Annotated in this window: 15 protein-coding genes and 1 pseudogene; 11 read left to right on the top strand and 5 right to left on the bottom strand. The window is 70.8% G+C overall.

Annotated features, from left to right (window positions below; genetic code table 11):
- Positions 1 to 79: 79 nt before the first annotated feature.
- Genes AB0383_RS06430 through AB0383_RS06450 form a run of 5 tightly spaced genes read left to right on the top strand, consistent with a single transcriptional unit; the run spans position 80 to position 3,354 of the window.
- Entirely contained in the window at positions 80 to 505 is a 426-nt protein-coding gene (locus AB0383_RS06430; protein WP_364174551.1) for a hypothetical protein, read from the top strand.
- Positions 489 to 1,232, top strand: a complete 744-nt coding sequence (locus tag AB0383_RS06435; RefSeq protein ID WP_364174554.1) for a DUF4142 domain-containing protein — start codon at positions 489 to 491, stop codon at positions 1,230 to 1,232. The genes AB0383_RS06430 and AB0383_RS06435 overlap by 17 nt, the downstream gene beginning before the upstream one ends.
- Complete coding sequence (locus AB0383_RS06440) at positions 1,225 to 1,833, top strand: ferric reductase-like transmembrane domain-containing protein (RefSeq protein WP_364174556.1); 609 nt, start codon at positions 1,225 to 1,227, stop codon at positions 1,831 to 1,833. Before AB0383_RS06435 ends, AB0383_RS06440 begins: the two co-directional genes overlap by 8 nt.
- Positions 1,830 to 2,054 carry a ferredoxin gene (locus AB0383_RS06445; protein WP_220238256.1) on the top strand — a complete coding sequence of 75 codons (225 nt, stop codon included), beginning with the start codon at positions 1,830 to 1,832 and terminating at the stop codon, positions 2,052 to 2,054. Before AB0383_RS06440 ends, AB0383_RS06445 begins: the two co-directional genes overlap by 4 nt.
- Positions 2,047 to 3,354 carry an NAD(P)/FAD-dependent oxidoreductase gene (locus AB0383_RS06450; protein WP_366185622.1) on the top strand — a complete coding sequence of 436 codons (1,308 nt, stop codon included), beginning with the start codon at positions 2,047 to 2,049 and terminating at the stop codon, positions 3,352 to 3,354. The genes AB0383_RS06445 and AB0383_RS06450 overlap by 8 nt, the downstream gene beginning before the upstream one ends.
- Positions 3,355 to 3,457: 103 nt before the next feature.
- Here the strand turns inward: AB0383_RS06450 and AB0383_RS06455 are convergent, their stop codons facing one another.
- Together AB0383_RS06455 and AB0383_RS06460 are read right to left on the bottom strand one after the other, a co-directional pair.
- Positions 3,458 to 4,621: an acetyl-CoA C-acetyltransferase gene (locus AB0383_RS06455; RefSeq protein ID WP_366185624.1), complete on the bottom strand. Its 1,164-nt coding sequence runs from the start codon at positions 4,619 to 4,621 to the stop codon at positions 3,458 to 3,460.
- Positions 4,614 to 5,030, bottom strand: a pseudogene (locus AB0383_RS06460) (TetR family transcriptional regulator); the annotation flags it as partial. The pseudogene AB0383_RS06460 and the gene AB0383_RS06455, both read right to left, overlap by 8 nt.
- Before the next feature lie 461 nt (positions 5,031 to 5,491).
- Between AB0383_RS06460 and AB0383_RS06465 the strand changes: the two are divergent.
- From AB0383_RS06465 to AB0383_RS06480, 4 genes are all read left to right on the top strand, one after another.
- Positions 5,492 to 5,698, top strand: a complete 207-nt coding sequence (locus tag AB0383_RS06465) for a hypothetical protein (protein ID WP_366185990.1) — start codon at positions 5,492 to 5,494, stop codon at positions 5,696 to 5,698.
- A 574-nt stretch (positions 5,699 to 6,272) separates the two neighbouring features.
- A complete protein-coding gene (locus tag AB0383_RS06470) occupies positions 6,273 to 6,746 on the top strand; it encodes an acyl-CoA dehydrogenase family protein (RefSeq protein ID WP_366185992.1) in 474 nt (157 codons plus the stop codon).
- A 79-nt stretch (positions 6,747 to 6,825) separates the two neighbouring features.
- Positions 6,826 to 7,860, top strand: coding sequence for an acyl-CoA desaturase (locus AB0383_RS06475; protein WP_366185626.1), 1,035 nt, complete (start codon positions 6,826 to 6,828; stop codon positions 7,858 to 7,860).
- 10 nt (positions 7,861 to 7,870) lie between these two features.
- Complete coding sequence (locus AB0383_RS06480) at positions 7,871 to 8,941, top strand: MBL fold metallo-hydrolase (RefSeq protein ID WP_366185628.1); 1,071 nt, start codon at positions 7,871 to 7,873, stop codon at positions 8,939 to 8,941.
- A gap of 375 nt (positions 8,942 to 9,316) precedes the next feature.
- On the opposite strand, the gene AB0383_RS06485 is transcribed toward AB0383_RS06480, so the two are convergent.
- Positions 9,317 to 12,109, bottom strand: coding sequence for a BTAD domain-containing putative transcriptional regulator (locus tag AB0383_RS06485; protein WP_366185630.1), 2,793 nt, complete (start codon positions 12,107 to 12,109; stop codon positions 9,317 to 9,319).
- 141 nt (positions 12,110 to 12,250) lie between these two features.
- Between AB0383_RS06485 and AB0383_RS06490 the strand changes: the two genes are divergently transcribed.
- Together AB0383_RS06490 and AB0383_RS06495 are read left to right on the top strand one after the other, a co-directional pair.
- Positions 12,251 to 12,670 carry a peptidase inhibitor family I36 protein gene (locus AB0383_RS06490; protein ID WP_366185632.1) on the top strand — a complete coding sequence of 140 codons (420 nt, stop codon included), beginning with the start codon at positions 12,251 to 12,253 and terminating at the stop codon, positions 12,668 to 12,670.
- 95 nt (positions 12,671 to 12,765) lie between these two features.
- Complete coding sequence (locus AB0383_RS06495) at positions 12,766 to 13,020, top strand: Smr/MutS family protein (protein WP_220238245.1); 255 nt, start codon at positions 12,766 to 12,768, stop codon at positions 13,018 to 13,020.
- Positions 13,021 to 13,032: 12 nt separating this feature from the next.
- On the opposite strand, the gene hsaB is transcribed toward AB0383_RS06495, so the two are convergent.
- Together hsaB and hsaC are read right to left on the bottom strand one after the other, a co-directional pair.
- Entirely contained in the window at positions 13,033 to 13,569 is a 537-nt protein-coding gene (gene hsaB / locus AB0383_RS06500; RefSeq protein ID WP_366185635.1) for a 3-hydroxy-9,10-secoandrosta-1,3,5(10)-triene-9,17-dione monooxygenase reductase subunit, read from the bottom strand.
- 429 nt (positions 13,570 to 13,998) lie between these two features.
- The gene (gene hsaC, locus AB0383_RS06505) at positions 13,999 to 14,898 is read right to left on the bottom strand and encodes an iron-dependent extradiol dioxygenase HsaC (RefSeq protein WP_366185637.1); all 900 of its coding nucleotides are present in this window, start codon (positions 14,896 to 14,898) and stop codon (positions 13,999 to 14,001) included.
- Between the last annotated feature and the right edge of the window lie 39 nt (positions 14,899 to 14,937).

Here is a 14,937-nt window from a genome sequence, read left to right on the forward strand (position 1 = left end):
CACTTTGTTGACCGCATGTCAGTCCGGAACCGCTCCCGGTGGCTATATCCCGAGCCCCGCGGGCCCGATGAGCATGCCGATGCAGATGCCGGCCGACCAGACCGACCCCGCGAAAGCCGCCCTGCGGGCCGCGCGCGCATTCGACCTCGGCGACGTCGTCGTGGACGGGAGCGGTTTCGCCGTCTACCGCTACGACCGCGACAGCGCCAAGCCGTCGCGGTCGCGCTGCACCGACGAGTGCGCCGAGAAGTGGCTGCCCGTCCGCGCGAGTGGTGACGTATCACTCACCGGCATCGACCGTGATCTCGTGGGCAGCGTCACGCGTCCCGACGGCACCGATCAGGTCACCCTCGCCGGCTGGCCGCTCTACCGCTACACCGGCGACGAGATGCCGGGTCAGACCGCCGGGCAGGGCGCCGACCGCGCTTGGTTCCCGCTCACGCCCGAGGGCGGCAAGATCGCGACCACCACCGATTCTTGGCGGGCCGATGCGTTCCGGATCTAGCCGTTTCCGCAAGTTCTTCCGCGTCGTGCTGGTGGTGTTCGCCGCCGTCGTGGTGCTGCAGCCCCAGCCGCCGGCGTCGGCGCAGACCGGCGTCGACGCCGGTGACGAGCTGCTGCTCGTGAAGGTGCGCCAGGCCGGGCTGTGGGAGATGCCGGCCGGCACGTGGGCCGAGACCCGCGGCGCGAGCCCGAAAGTGCGGGAGGTCGGCGCGGCGATCATGGTCGACCACGGCCGGCTCGACGTGCTCACCCGCCAGCTCGCCGCCAAGCTCGGCGTCACGCTGCCCACCGAGCCGTCGGCTCAGCAGCTGGGCTGGCTCAACGAACTGCAGAGCGCTCCCACCCCGCAGGACTTCGACCGCCTCTTCGCGAACTTGCTGCGCGCGGCCCACGGGCAGGTGTTCTCCGTGATCGCACAGGTCCGCGCCGGCACTCGCAACCCCGAGATCCGCGCGTACGCGACCGTCGCGAACCAGGCCGTGCTGCGGCACATGACGCTGCTGGAAAGCACCGGATTCGTCGACTACACCGCGCTGCCGCAGTCCGCAGTGGCCGATTCCGCGGCGCCCGCCGGCGCCGCACTCGACGTGCGGACCACCGACGTGCTCACTGCCGCGCTGCTCATCCTGCTGGTCGGCGGCGCGACGCTGCTCGGGGTCCGCTACGCGAAGTCAGGTCGCCTGCGCGGCGGCCGGCTCCGCCCTGACTCAGGAGAAACCCATGGTTGACACCGTCCACGAGGCGGTGACCACCCTCGCGCAGCAGACCACCGACCCGGCCGCCCGCGGCATCGCGGCGTTCTCGGCTCGGCTGTCGTACGCGTTCATGTGCCTCACGCTCTGCTGGGGCGTGCTCACCGCCACGGGCTGGGTGCGCTCGGTCACCGGCCGCAAGGCCCTGCGCAGCGGCCACCTCATGCTGTCGACGCTCGCGCTCGCGTTCGGCTGCCTGCACGCGGTGGGTTTCCTCTACCTCACCGTGAACCCGTACTCGCTGGCGTACATCTCGATCCCGTTCATGCCGGGCACGCTCGCGCGGCACACGTTCGGCATCGTCGGGCTGGAGCTGATGCTCGCCATCGCGTTCACGACGTGCGTGCAGCGCTGGACGTCGTACCGGCGGTGGCTGTGGCTGCACCGGCTGGCCTACCCGGCCGTCGCGCTCACGGCGCTGCACGCGTTCTTCGGCGCGATCGCGAACGGTCACCTCGCGGCGATGTGGCTGGTCGGCATCACCCTGCTCGTGCCGCCGTTCACGCTGGCGCTGCTGCGGTTCCTGCCGCCGCGGACGCTCGAGCGGATCGGCCTCGTCGAGGAGCAGGTGGCGTGAAACTGCCCGGTAGCGGGCCGCGCGTGAGTGTCGACAACGACCGGTGCGAGCTCTACGGAATCTGTGCGATGGAGGCCCCCGGCCTCTTCGACCTCGGCCGGGACGGGCGCCTGCGCTTCCGCAAGCGCCTGCTCGAACCCGAAGACATGACCCAAGCGATCGCCGCGGCCCGGGTGTGCCCGATGCAGGCGGTCGTGCTGAGAGGGGAACTCGATGGCTGACGGCGACCGGATCGTCATCGTCGGCGCAGGTGTCGCCGGCTTGCGCGCGGCGGAACGATTGCGTGAGCTCGGCTTCGACGGCGAGATCGTGGTGGTGGGCGACGAGGCCCGCCGCCCGTACCACCGGCCGATGATCTCGAAGCAGCTCGTGATGGGAGCGGCGCGACCGCCGGACACCACGCTGCGTGCCTACGGCGACCTCGACGTCCACTGGCGCCTCGGCACGCGCGCGACGCACCTCGACACCGTCGAGCGCGTCGTGCACCTGCCCGGCGGTGAATCGCTTTGGTACGACGGGCTCGTGCTGGCCACCGGCGTCGTGCCGCGACACCTGCCCGGCTCGCCGCGCCACGACCCGCGCGTGCGGGTGCTGCGCACGATCGACGACGCGCTGGCCGTGCGGCACTGCCTGCACGCGAGCAACAAGCCGGCCGTGGTGATCGGCGGTGGCTTGATCGGCAACGAGTTCGCCGCGAGCATGCGCCACCTCGGCCGCGACGTCACGCTCGTCGGCCACGCGAAGGCGCCGCTGCACCGCTTCGGCAGCCGGATCTCCGACGCCGTGGTGAAGCTGCACAAGGAGCACCGGACGAAGCTGGCGATGGGCTCGGAGGTGCGGCACTGGATCAGCACCGACGACACCGTCGGGCTGCACCTGACGAACAACAAGCTGCTCGTGGCCAGCTGCGTGGTGCTCGCGATCGGCAGCGTCCCTGCAGTCGACTACCTGCGCGGCTCGGGCCTCGACGTCGAGGACGGTGTGCTGTGCGAGCCGACGCTGTTCGCCAAGGGCGCCGACGACGTGGTCGTGGCGGGTGACCTCGCGCGCTGGCCCAACCTGCGTTTCGACGAGGTGCCGCGCCGTGTTGAGCACTGGATCAACGCCGTGGAGTCGGCGCGCGCGGCCGCGGAGAACCTGATCGCGGGCCGGTCGGCGGCCACGCCGTTCGCGCCGCTGCCGCGGGCGTGGTCGACGCTCTACGACGTGCGGCTGCAGATGGCGGGCATGCCGTCGCTCGGCGAGGACACCGTGTCGCTCGCCGACGGCATCACCGGGTTCATCCGCGCCGGGCAGCTCGTGGGCATCACGGCGTGGGACAAACCGCGCGCGATGCTCGACTGGACGGCCGAGCTCGACCGGCGGCTGCCGGTGCCGGAGCACATGCCGTCCTTGGCCGCACCGGAGCCCGTCGAGACCTGGCCGGACGAGCAGTTCGACACCGATGAGCGGTTCGACACGCAGGAGTTCTACGCGCAGTTCGCCGACGAGTTCGACGCGGCGGAGGACTTCGCGCGGTGAGAGCCGGGGGTGGCCGCGCGCGGCGGCCGCCCCCTTCCACCGGTCACCACACCGTCCCAGCGGCTGGGCGGTGTGGTGACCGGCCCTTCGGCTTTTGGCGCGGCTACAGCCGTTCGACGATCGTGACGTTGGCGGTGCCGCCGCCTTCGCACATCGTCTGCAGGCCGAACCGCGCGTCTCGCCGTTCGAGCTCGTGCAGGAGCGTGGCGAACAGTTTGGTGCCCGACGCGCCGATCGGGTGGCCGAGCGCGATGGCGCCGCCGTTCACGTTCACGCGATCCGGGTCCGCGCCGGTCTCGTCGAGCCACGCGAGCACGACGCTGGCGAACGCCTCGTTGACCTCGAACAAGTCGATCTCACCGATCGTGAGGCCGGTCTTGCGCAGCGCGTGCGCGGTCGCGGGGATCGGTCCGGTGAGCATCCAGACCGGATCGGCGGCTCGCACCGACAGGTGGTGGATGCGCTCTCGGGGCTTGAGCTTGTGCTCGCGCACGAACGCTTCCGAGGCCAGCAGCGTCGCGCTCGCGCCGTCCGAGAGCTGGCTGGAAACGGCGGCCGTGATGCGGGAACCTTCGGAAAGCGGCTTCAGCGTGGCCATCTTGGCGAGGCTGGTGTCGCGGCGGGGACCTTCGTCCACGCGGAAGTCACCGTAGGCCACGAGTTCGGCGTCGAAGCGCCCTTCGTCGATGGCGGCGGCCGCGCGTTCGTGGCTGCGTAGTGCGAACTCCTCCAGCTGTGCGCGTGAAAGGTCCCAGTGGCGCACGATGAGGTCGGCGCCGCGGAACTGTGAGACCTCCTCGGCGCCGTAGCGCTCCTGCCAGCCTTTCGAGCCCGAGCCCGAGCCCGAGAACGGGTCGGGGAACCCCAGCTCGCGCCCGGCGAGCATCGCCGAGCCGATCGGCACGGCCGACGTGTTCTGCACCCCGCCCGCGAGCACGAGGTCGGCCGTGCCGCTGAGCACGGCCTGCGCGGCGAAGTGCACGGCCTGCTGGCTCGAACCGCACTGGCGGTCCACCGTCACGCCCGGCACGTGGTCCGGGAACCCGGCGGCGAGCCACGCCGTGCGCGCGAGGTTGCCGGCCTGCGGCCCGAGCGTGTCGACGCAGCCGAGGATCACGTCGTCGACCATTTCGGGGTCCACCCCTGCGCGATCGACGACCGCTTTGATCACGTGCGCGCCGAGGTCGGTCGGGTGCACCGCGGCGAGCGCGCCGCCGCGCCGGCCGACGGGCGTGCGCACGGCGTCGAGCACGTAGGCCTCAGCCACGGCGCCTCCGTTTCGCGATGCCGTCGAGCAGGATGCCGAGGTACTGGCCGGCGACGTCGTGGGCGCTCAGCGCGCCTTCGGGGTTGTACCAGCGCACGGCGACCCAGACCGTGTCGCGGATGAAGCGGTAGACGAGCTCCACGTCGAGATCGGGGCGGAAGACGCCGGCCTCGACGCCGTCGGTGAGGATGCCGTTCCAGAGCTTGCGGAACTCGGCGTTGCGATCGTTGAGGTACGCGAAGCGCGGCAGCTGCATGAGGTGCTGGGCTTCGTTCTGGTAGATCGCGACCTCGGCGGGGCGCCGGTGGATCGAGTCGAACGACGCGACGACCACGGCTTCCAGCGTCTCGCGCGGGCCTTTGCGCTCCGCGACGATCTCCGCGTAGGCCCCGAACAGCTCGTCGAGGAAGCCGACGTCGGCGGTCCAGGCGCGGACCTCGTGGATGCCGTCATCGCCTTCGATGTGCTCGGCCGCTTCTGCCCGCCCGGCCCGTGGACCGACGCCGCGGTACTGCCGCTGCTGCTCGACGACGACGTGCTGGCCTCGGTGGCCGCCGGCGAAACCCTCGTATCGCTCTCCTTCCCGCCTTACGTTCCCTATGCCCTCGACGCCGACATCGCCGACGCCCGCTACCTCGTCGACGGCACCCGCCTCCGCAGCTTCACGCCCGGTAGTGCCCTCTCCTCTCGCGACGCAGCGCGCCGCCTGCTCGAGCCCCTGCCCGGCGCCGACGTCGGCCCCGCGCTCGCACCGGCGCGCGCATTCGACCTCGGGGCCCTTCTCACCGCGGCCCAGTTCCTCGGCGCCGCCGGTGGCTTCTCGAAGCCTCGGTCACCCATGCCCTCACCCGCCGCCAGTTCGGCCGCGAGATCGGCCGCTACCAGGCTGTGCAACACCTCCTCGCCGACGTCGCCACGGCCCTCGAACTCGCGACGCCCCTCCTCTACGGCGCCGCCGTCACCGGCGAGCCCGCCGACGTCTCCGCCGCCAACGTGTCCTGGCGGCGATCGCGCCGTGACGTTCACGCCCGAGCAGGACGACCTCCGTGCCAGCGTCCGCAAGCTCCTCGACCGTGAGGCCGAGCCGTGGCCCGCCCTGTGCGCTCAGGTCGGCGTCGCCGCCCTCACGGTGCCCGAGCGGTTCGGCGGGTTCGCCACCGAACCGGCGACCCAGCCGGCGGACCCAAGCCACCGGGCCAGCCTGATCCGCCCGTCCAGTTCCACCGACTCGGCCGACCCAGCCCATCCGGACCAGTCCATCGGCCTCACCGAGGTGCAGATCGTCGCGGAAGAGCTCGGCCGCAACCTCACCGACGTGCCGTTCCTCGGTTCCTCCGTCCTCGCCGTCACCTCCCTTCTCTCCACCACCAACACCAACGCCACCAACACCGGGGCCCCGGCTCTGGCCCGCCTGCTCCCGGCCTTGGCCGAGGGCACCGTCGGCGCTCTCGCCTGGACCGCCGACGGACGCTGGGACCCGCTGCAGCCCGCCTTCACCGCGGACGAGTCCACAGTGGATGGAACGGCCCACTACGTCCTCGACGCCGCCGACGCCGACGTCCTCCTGGCCGCCGCCAGGACCCCGGACGGCCCCGCCCTCTTCGAGGTCGATCCCGCACGCCCCGGCGTCCGCCGCGAACCCGTGCCGACGATGGACGAGACTCGCCACCTCGCCACCGTGACGCTCGACCGGGCCCGTGCGCGTCCGCTAGGACGCGTCGACCTCGCACGGGTCCGCGACGTCGCCTGCGCCGTACTGGCCGCCGAACAGGTAGGCGCGGCCTCACGGGCGCTGGAGCTCACCGTGGAGTACACGCGGCAGCGGGTGCGGTTCGGCCGCCCGATCGGGAGCTTCCAGGCGCTCAAGCACCGGATGGCCGACCTCCACGTGCTGGTGGAGACCTCCCGCTCCGCCGCCTACGCGGCGCCGGCGTCGCCCCGGCTCGCGGCGGTGGCGAAGGTGCACTGCAGCGAGGTGCTCGGCGAGGTCACCGCCGAGATGATCCAGCTGCACGGCGGCATCGCCATCACCTGGGACCATCCGCGCACCGGTACTTCAAACGAGCACACGCGGCCGCGCAGCTATTCGGCGCACCCCATCACCACCTTTCGCGCGTCCCCCTAGCGGGGTGGGGTCACCCCCCGTACGGGTTCTGGGGTCTGCCGGGTTCTGCTCGGCCGGCTTCCCCGAAAAACTCGACGAGGTGACCACAGACAATCTCGTCCTCCCGGCCGCGGCCGGTCCCGGCAGCGACTTCGCCCGCCTCTCCCGCCGCATCACCGACGCGGGGCTGCTCGCGAGGCGCCCCGGCTACTACACGGCCAGGATCGCCGTGGTGACCACGCTGTTCGCCGGCGGCTGGATCGCCTTCGCGCTCCTCGGGGACTCGTGGTGGCAGCTCGCCGTCGCCGCGTTCCAGGCCTTCATGTTCGGTCAGATCGCCCTGCTCTCCCACGATCTTGCCCACCGCCAGGTGTTCCGCACGCGACGCCCGTCCGAAGCCGCCGGACTCCTCGCGGGCAACCTGGGCGTGGGCATGAGCTACGGCTGGTGGATGGACAAGCACACCCGCCACCACGCGAACCCCAACCACGAGGAGCTGGATCCCGACGTCGAGCCCGACATCCTCGTGTGGTCGCAAGACCAAGCCCGCGCCAGCCGCGGTGTGCCCCGGTTCATCGGACGGCACCAGGCGTTCTTGTTCTTCCCGCTGCTCACACTCGAAGGCCTGAACCTGCGCTGGTCCGGCATCCGCGCCGTCGCCCGACCTGGCCTGCGCCGCCGCGGCGTCGAGGCGACTCTCCTGGCGCTGCACTTCGCGGCCTACCTCACCGCGTTGTTCGTGGTCCTCCCGCCGGGCCTGGCCCTGCTCTTCTTCGCTGTCCATCAGGGACTGTGGGGTGTCTACATGGGATCGATCTTCGCACCGAACCACAAGGGCATGCCGACGCTGACCGGCCGCCCCCAGCTCGACTTCCTCCGCAAGCAAGTGCTCACGTCGCGCAACGTCCGTGGTGGCGCGGTCGTGGACGTCGCCCTCGGCGGCCTCAACTACCAGATCGAGCACCACCTCTTCCCGAGCATGCCGTCGGTGCACTTGCGACGCGCTCAGCCGATCGTGCAGGGTTACTGCGCCCAGCTCGGCATTCCCTACCTGCAGACCAGCCTCGTGGAGTCCTACCGGCAGGCGCTGACCCACCTCCACGAAGCTGGGGCTCCTCTCAGGAAGCGTTCGTAGACTCGAGGGCATGCTCAGGAAAACTGTCTCGGCACTCGGTGACCTTCCGGTGGCCTTCGGCGCGAAGGCCACCGGCGCGCGTGCCGAGCGGATGCGCCGCTCGCCGCAGTACGCCGACGGCGTCTTCCACAACGCCTCACCCACGCGCTCGGCCCCTTCGCCCTCGGCCGCCGGTGGCATCCTGCGCGAGCTGCTCTTCGGCGACGACCGCGACCGCCGCAAGCCTTCCGCGGAGATCCCGCTCGTGGCCGACGCCGCCGCCGACTCCGACGAAGGCCTGTTCCTCACCTGGTACGGCCACGCCTCGACGCTCGTCGAGATCGACGGCGCCCGCGTGCTGTGTGATCCGGTGTGGAGCGACCGGGTGTCGCCCGCCGCTTTCGCGGGCCCGCGCCGCCTGCACGCCGCGCCGGTACCGCTGGACGCGGTCGGCCGGGTCGACGCGATCGTGATCTCGCACGACCACTACGACCACCTCGACCTCGCCACCGTGCGCGCCCTGCTCGAGGCGCACGACGCGCCGTTCCTCGTGCCATTGGGGGTCGGCGCGCACCTGGAGCGGTGGCACGTGCCGGCTTCGCGAATCGTGGAGCTCGACTGGCACGAGGAAGCCGAGATCGCCGGCATCCGGTTCGTGGCGACGCCGGCCCAGCACTTCTCCGGCCGCGGCATCGGCAACGACAGCACCCTGTGGACGTCGTGGGTGATCTCCGGGCCGCAGCACAAGGTGTTCTACAGCGGGGACACCGGCTACTTCGACGGCTTCGCCGAGATCGGCGAGGAGTACGGCCCGTTCGACGCCACGCTCATCCAGATCGGTGCGTACGCCCCGCACTGGCCGGACATCCACATGACGCCCGAAGAAGGCATCGCCGCACACATCGACGTTCGCGGCGGGCTGCTCCTGCCCGTGCACTGGGCGACGTTCACCCTTGCCATGCACCCTTGGGGCGAACCCGCTGACCGCGTGTGGCGCGAGGCCAAGGCGAACGACCTCGCCCTCGCCGTGCCGAAGCCTGGCCAGCGGATCGACGTGGCGAACCCGCCCGCTGTGGACGGTTGGTGGCAGACCCTGGGGTGACGCCCTGGGTCTTCGCTCGCCGTCCGTGAGGCGGCGCTCCGGTCTCCAGCTGAGACGAACCTGTTTGCGCGCCGCCGAATTGACTTCTGCTGGGTACATCGCTGATCCGTTCTCACGTGAATGTGTGTCGGTGTGCTGCTCGAGATGTGCTGCTCGAGTGCAGAAATGATTGCTGCTGAAGGATTTTCGCGCCGATGAGGACGGGGCGGAGTCGCACCGCGTCCGGCTGCTTTGATGAATTCGACGTTAGCGCACCCCAGGCGGCAATTGCCGCCCTTCACCCGAGCGACCACTCGATCGTGCGAACATGTGTTCGAATCGATGACATCGGCGGATCACCGTGGGCATGATGGAACGGTGCTGCTCCAGTGATCCTTACTCGTCACCCATATCCGGGCGCCCACCTGCTGCAGATCCCGCGTCGGCAAGACGCTCCTGCAGCCTCGCGTGCCGGAACTGGTACACCTCGCCGACCTGACGCAGCACCCCGCGCCGGTGCGCGTCGGCGAGGAAAGCCATGAATCCCCACGGAATCCGGCCGCGCGACGCCAGCCAGAGCCGGGTGAACGCGAACGCGCCCCACGCCCGGGCCAAACACACACTCACGCCGACCGAAAGGCCGAACAGACCGCCACCTGCCACCGCCTGCACCGCGCTGGTCGCGGGCAGGAACACCTGTCCACCGATGACCGCGCCGGCGATTCCGTAGGCGATACCACCCAGGTTCGCCACGAGGTACCGGCCCAGCAGCCCGGCGGCCACCCCGCCCGCCAGGCCGAGCACGACGTCGTAGTGCCCGTTCAGCACTTCGAAGGTGGACTCGGCGGGGGTGAGAGCCAGTGCCAAACCGTAGAAGAGACCCAGGGAGACCATGAATGACAACGTGAACGAGAGAGCCGCGGCACGATCGTGGCGCAGCACGGTCTTCGGGCTGGACACCCGGTTCGCGTCGAGCGGCGTGCCCAGCCAGACGTGCACGCCGATGGCCAGGCCGAACACGAGCGCGAGCAGGCTGACCACCCAGGCCGGGAGCGACCAGCCGAGGCCGAGGCAGACTCCGATCACGGCGCCCACCGCGAACCGGCGGGCGAAGCGGCCGGCGGTGCCCGCGAACCTCGGTTCCACTCGTAGCGGTCCTGGCCGGCGCCCGACGCTGTGCGTGACGCAGCCTGCGATCGCAAAAGAGCCTCCGTAGATCGCCCCGATCACCGGGCCGGCGGCCAGCCAACCGGTGAGGGCGAACAGCACCGCGGGCGGCAGGCCGAGGTACAGGCCGACGACGAGCCTCGGCACGGCGCGGTCGAGCTGCCACCAGGCGAGGTCGCCAGTGCGTTCGCGCTCATGCAGCCGCGCGAGGAAGGTGAGCCAGCGCTCGGCCTCCGCGGGGTCGTAGTCGCGCGGCCGGTGTGGGCGGACGAGCTGAGCGGGAGGCGCGGGTTTGCGGGTGTAGACGGCGGGGAGGTACGCGTCGAGGAGGTGTCGTTCGACGGATGCGCGGTCCGGGAATCGCGTGGGGTCGCAGAGTTCGCCGGGGTCGGTGGCGGGGTTCGCGTAGGCGGTCCTGGCGAGGTCGACCATGAGGGGCGTGCGCAGGGCTTGGGCGAGCGGCCCGGTTGGCTCGCGGCGAAGGCGGCGGACGAGCGGGTCCCAGCGGGTTTCGCCCGAGCGTCGGCGTGCGGTGAGGAAGGCGATCGTGTCCTCGATCTCGACCGGCTCGATCTCGACCACCGCGGCCCGGGTCAGGAAGGAGCCCGCTTGGCGGACCGCGAGCTCGTACTCGGCGCTGCGGCAGGTCACCACCAGCGGGCGGCCGGCGCCGACGGCCTGGTCGAGCGCATCGATGGCGGCGGTGTGGAGGCCGGGCGGGGTTTCGTCGAGGCCGTCGAGGACCGGAATGATCCGGCCTTCGAGGACCAGGCGCAGGCCAGCGTCCTCGCCGTAGGCGGCGGTGTTCGCGAGGCCCGGGTATTCCTCGACCAGCTTGCGCGCCAGCCAGGTGTGCAGGTGCTCGCGGTGCGGGTTCCAGGAGGCGAGCGGCAACAGCACCGGCACCGGCTCGCCCGGTGGCGGGTCGGTAAGCAAACCGAGAGTGAGGAGGATCGCCAGCACGGACTTTCCGGCGCCGGGCTCGCCGAGTACCACGAGCTGACGGGCCGGGACCTGCCGGAACTTCGCGACGACGTCGGTCAGGTCGCCGCTCAGCACGAGGCGGTCCGGGCCCTCGCCGGGGCGGGCGCCGAGCACTGCTGACGCGGCGGCGGCGACCTCGCGCTCGGTGCTCGACCAGTTCAACGGCACCGGCTCCGGCCGCTTGAGCGAGCGCATCTCGGCTTCGGCAGTCCACTGCCGGGTGATTGCCGCGGCGAGCTCCTTCGCCGCGCGGTCGAGCTCGTCCGGGGGTGCGGCGGTGGCGGGCGCGTCGCCGGCCGGGCGGTTCTCGCCGCGGAGGATTCGTTCGTGCAGGTCGCGGACGTCGGGGCCGGGGTCGATGCCCAGCTCTTCGGCGAGGTCGGTGCGCAGGCGCTGGAACACCTTGAGCGCGTCTGCCTGCCGGCCGGAGCGATCGAGCGCGAGCATCAGCTGGGCGTGCGGCCGTTCGCGGAGCGGGTGCTCGGCGACGACCTCGGCGAGTTCGTCGACGACCTCGCGGTGCTGGCCGAGCGCGATCTGCCAGTCGACGCACGACTCGAACGCGTCCAGGCGCTGCTCGTCCAGCCGTCCGGCACGGCTGACCAGCACTGAGGTTTCGAGCCCGTCGAGTGCGGGACCGCGCCAGAGCTTGAGTGCGGCGCGCATCTCGCGCACGCCGTCGCGCAGGGCGCCCTTCTCCGCGAACCGCCTCGCGTCGGCGATGCCCTTGGTGAAGCGGAACAGGTCGAGCTGGTCGTCGGCGACGGTGATCCGGTAGCCGGGACCGTCGGTGACGATGAGGCGCTGCTCGGCGTCACCGAGCCGTTCGCGCAGCGCCGACACGCAGTTCTGCACCTGCTTGGTGGCCGTGGCGGGCGGCTCGCCCTCCCACGTGGCCTCGATGAGCCTCGCCATGGGGACGACGGCGTTGGGGGTGAGCAGCAACGTCGCCAGCACGCGCTGATGCCGGGTTCCCGGGAGGGGCAGCCGTCCCCCGGCCGTCCAGATCTCCAACGGACCCAGCACACAGAAGTCCATCCACAACCCTCCCCGGGCCGTGATCATACCTGCGCTGACCTGCGTGAGGACGGCGCGATGATGGCGCGAGGACGGATCTCGGCACGGTTGAGCCATCCGGTCGCCCGCTCCGGGGTGACCGCTCAAGGGGAGAGAACCGCCATGTCGAAGATCCGTTCCGCCGCCGCGATCGCGGCCGCCGTCGCCGGTGTCGCCGCCGGCACCGTGCTCGCCGCAGCGCCGGCCTCCGCCGCGACCGCGCCCTGCCCGGCGAACTACTACTGCTTCTACCAGGACAAGGACTACAACGCCGGCGTCTACAACCAGCGCTGGCACCTGAACTACAGCTCCACACCGTCGGGGAGCTTCAACAACCCGCCGCAAGCGACCAAGGGTGACCGGCGCAGCGAGCTGTCGTCGATCATCAACAACGGCAACCGCACCATCTGCCTCTACAACCACCGCGGCGTCCTGGGCGACAAGCTGATCCTGAAGGTCAGCCCGTTCAAGGACTACAAGAACCTCGCCGACATCCCGGGCGCCAACGACAAGGCCGACTCCTGGAAGATCAACGCCTGCTGATCTCTCCTCTTCGGACCGAGCCGCCGGCGCCGTGAGGGGTGCGCCGGAGGCTCGGTCCGGTCGTCTCGCGGGGCGCGCGTGGCACGCTAAACGGCATGAAGCTCAAACTCGACCTGCACGACATCTACAACCGCAGCGGCGAGATCGACCGGGCGCTGCGGGCGGTGATCGACGAGGCGGTGGCCAAGAAGGCGCCGCTCGTGGAGATCATCCCGGGCAAGGGGTCCGGGCAGCTGAAGAAGCACGTGCTGCGGTTCTTGGAGCAGAAGGAGATCAAGGCGCTCTACCACCGGGTGGAGAAGGACAAGGACAACTTCGGGCGGGTGTTCGTGCATTTCCGCTGGAAGTGAGGCTCGGGCGCGCTACAGCCAGTCGTCCGGGCGGGGCCAGGGCAGGAGGGCCGCGAGCCGGTCGGGGACCGGTTCCGTGACGGTGTACTGGCCGCGGTGGAAGAGGAGCGGCCGGGCGTCGGAAGTGTCGCCGAGGGCGGTCACGCGGCCGATGACGACCTGGTGGTCGCCGGCGGGGTGCACGGTCTCGAGGGCGCAGTCGATCCATGTGAGGGCGCCGTGGATCAGCGGGGCGCCGGACGGGGCGGGGTGCCAGGCGACGGTGGCGAACTTGTCGTCGCGGCGGGCGCCGAAGGTGGCGCTGAGGTCGCGCTGGTGCTCGGCGAGGACGTTGACCGCAAAGCGACCCGTGTCGGCGAGGACCGGCCAGGTGCGCGACGCGCGGGCCACGCAGAACAACGCCAGCGGCGGATCCAGCGACAACGCCGCGAACGACTGACACGCGAACCCGACGGGAGTGGCCCCGTCGCGTCCGGTGACGATGGTGACGCCGGTGCAGAAGTGCCCGAGCACGGCACGGAATCGAGACGGATCGAGTACGGCGGTCATCCAGGGCTCATCGACGGTGCCGTAGGACGCCAGGTCGCCGGTGGCTCCGAGGCCACGGCGGGCGGGCGTGGGCGGAGAAGACTGCGAAGCGACGTGGCCATCGGGAACGGAAGCAGAAGTCGCAGTCCCACAAAGACACGCGGCGCCGAGGCACGCGGAAACGCTGCAAAGCAACGCGGCCATCGAGAACCGACGCTGAAGCCACAGGCCCACAAAGACACCGCGGTGCCTGCGCACGCGGAGACAAATGCGAAGCACCGTCGTCATGGAGAACTGACGCTGAACGCGCGGCCCCACAACGACCCCGCGACGCCAGCCCGGGCCGAGACAACCGCGAACCGCCCTCATCATCGAGAATCGACGCCGAGGTCCTGTCCTCACAGCGACACCGCGATGCCGGCGTGCGGAAAAAACTGCCAAGCACCGTCGTCATCGGGAACCGACGCTGAAGTCGTGGCCCCACAACGACACGGCGGTGCTTTCGCGGGCGAGCCAGGTGGTGTCGTCGACGTGGCGGCCTTCGCAGCCGTATTCGAGGTCGAAGCCGCCGGGGGTTTTCATGTAGAAGGAGAGCATGAGGTCGTTGACGTGGCGGCCGAGGGTGGCCGACAGCGGCACCGAGCGGCGGTGGGCGCGGTCCAGGCAGCGGCCGACGTCGTCGGTGGATTCGACTTCCAGCATGAGGTGGACGATGCCGCTGGGGGTGGGCATCGGGAGGAACGCGAGGCTGTGGTGGCGGGGTTGCAGCCGAAGAAAGCGCAGCCATGCGGGTGGGCCGTCGGCGGGGCGGCCGATCAGCTGGGGTGGCAGGCGCATGGAGTCGCGGAGGCGGAAGCCGAGGATGTCGCGGTAGAAGGCGAGCGCGGCGGCGTCGTCGTGGGTGGACAGGACGACGTGGCCCAGGCCTTGGGGGCCGGTGACGAAGTGGTGGCCGTAGGGGCTGACGACGCGGCGGTGCTGGAGGGCGACGCCGTGGAAGACTTCCAGTGTGGTGCCCGAGGGGTCGGCGAAGGTGATCAGTTCGGTGACGCGGCGGTCGGCCAAGTCGTCGGGCGTGCCTTCCTTGTAGTGCACGGAAGCGGCGGCCAGGCGGATGCGGATGTCGTCGAGTTCCTCGGCGTTGGCGGCTTCCCAGCCGACTTGTGCGAGGCGGTCGGCGGGGCCGGGGACGATGACGAGGCGGGCGGGGAAGTCCTCCATGCGCAGATACAGCGCGTCGGGGTTGGGGCCGGTGCCTTCGACCAAGCCCAGGACCTTCAACGCATAAACGCGCCAGGCGGGGACGTCGGTTGCTTCGACGCGGAGGTAACCGAGGGAGCTGATGGCCATTACGCACGCCCGAGGAAGTCGAGGGCCGGGCGGACGTAC

The organism is Amycolatopsis sp. NPDC051373, from assembly GCF_040689465.1.
GTDB lineage: Bacteria > Actinomycetota > Actinomycetes > Mycobacteriales > Pseudonocardiaceae > Amycolatopsis.

What these genes read in the sequence shown, in the direction of transcription:
- AB0383_RS06430 (WP_364174551.1), top strand. Translation starts at nt 80, where the DNA reads ATGCAGATGCCGGCCGACCAGACCGACCCCGCGAAAGCCGCCCTGCGG.
- AB0383_RS06435 (WP_364174554.1), top strand. Translation starts at nt 489, where the DNA reads ATGCGTTCCGGATCTAGCCGTTTCCGCAAGTTCTTCCGCGTCGTGCTG.
- AB0383_RS06440 (WP_364174556.1), top strand. Translation starts at nt 1,225, where the DNA reads ATGGTTGACACCGTCCACGAGGCGGTGACCACCCTCGCGCAGCAGACC.
- AB0383_RS06450 (WP_366185622.1), top strand. Translation starts at nt 2,047, where the DNA reads ATGGCTGACGGCGACCGGATCGTCATCGTCGGCGCAGGTGTCGCCGGC.
- AB0383_RS06470 (WP_366185992.1), top strand. Translation starts at nt 6,273, where the DNA reads ATGGACGAGACTCGCCACCTCGCCACCGTGACGCTCGACCGGGCCCGT.
- AB0383_RS06480 (WP_366185628.1), top strand. Translation starts at nt 7,871, where the DNA reads ATGCTCAGGAAAACTGTCTCGGCACTCGGTGACCTTCCGGTGGCCTTC.
- AB0383_RS06485 (WP_366185630.1), bottom strand. Translation starts at nt 12,109, where the DNA reads ATGGACTTCTGTGTGCTGGGTCCGTTGGAGATCTGGACGGCCGGGGGA.
- AB0383_RS06490 (WP_366185632.1), top strand. Translation starts at nt 12,251, where the DNA reads ATGTCGAAGATCCGTTCCGCCGCCGCGATCGCGGCCGCCGTCGCCGGT.
- AB0383_RS06495 (WP_220238245.1), top strand. Translation starts at nt 12,766, where the DNA reads ATGAAGCTCAAACTCGACCTGCACGACATCTACAACCGCAGCGGCGAG.
- hsaB (WP_366185635.1), bottom strand. Translation starts at nt 13,569, where the DNA reads ATGACCGCCGTACTCGATCCGTCTCGATTCCGTGCCGTGCTCGGGCAC.
- hsaC (WP_366185637.1), bottom strand. Translation starts at nt 14,898, where the DNA reads ATGGCCATCAGCTCCCTCGGTTACCTCCGCGTCGAAGCAACCGACGTC.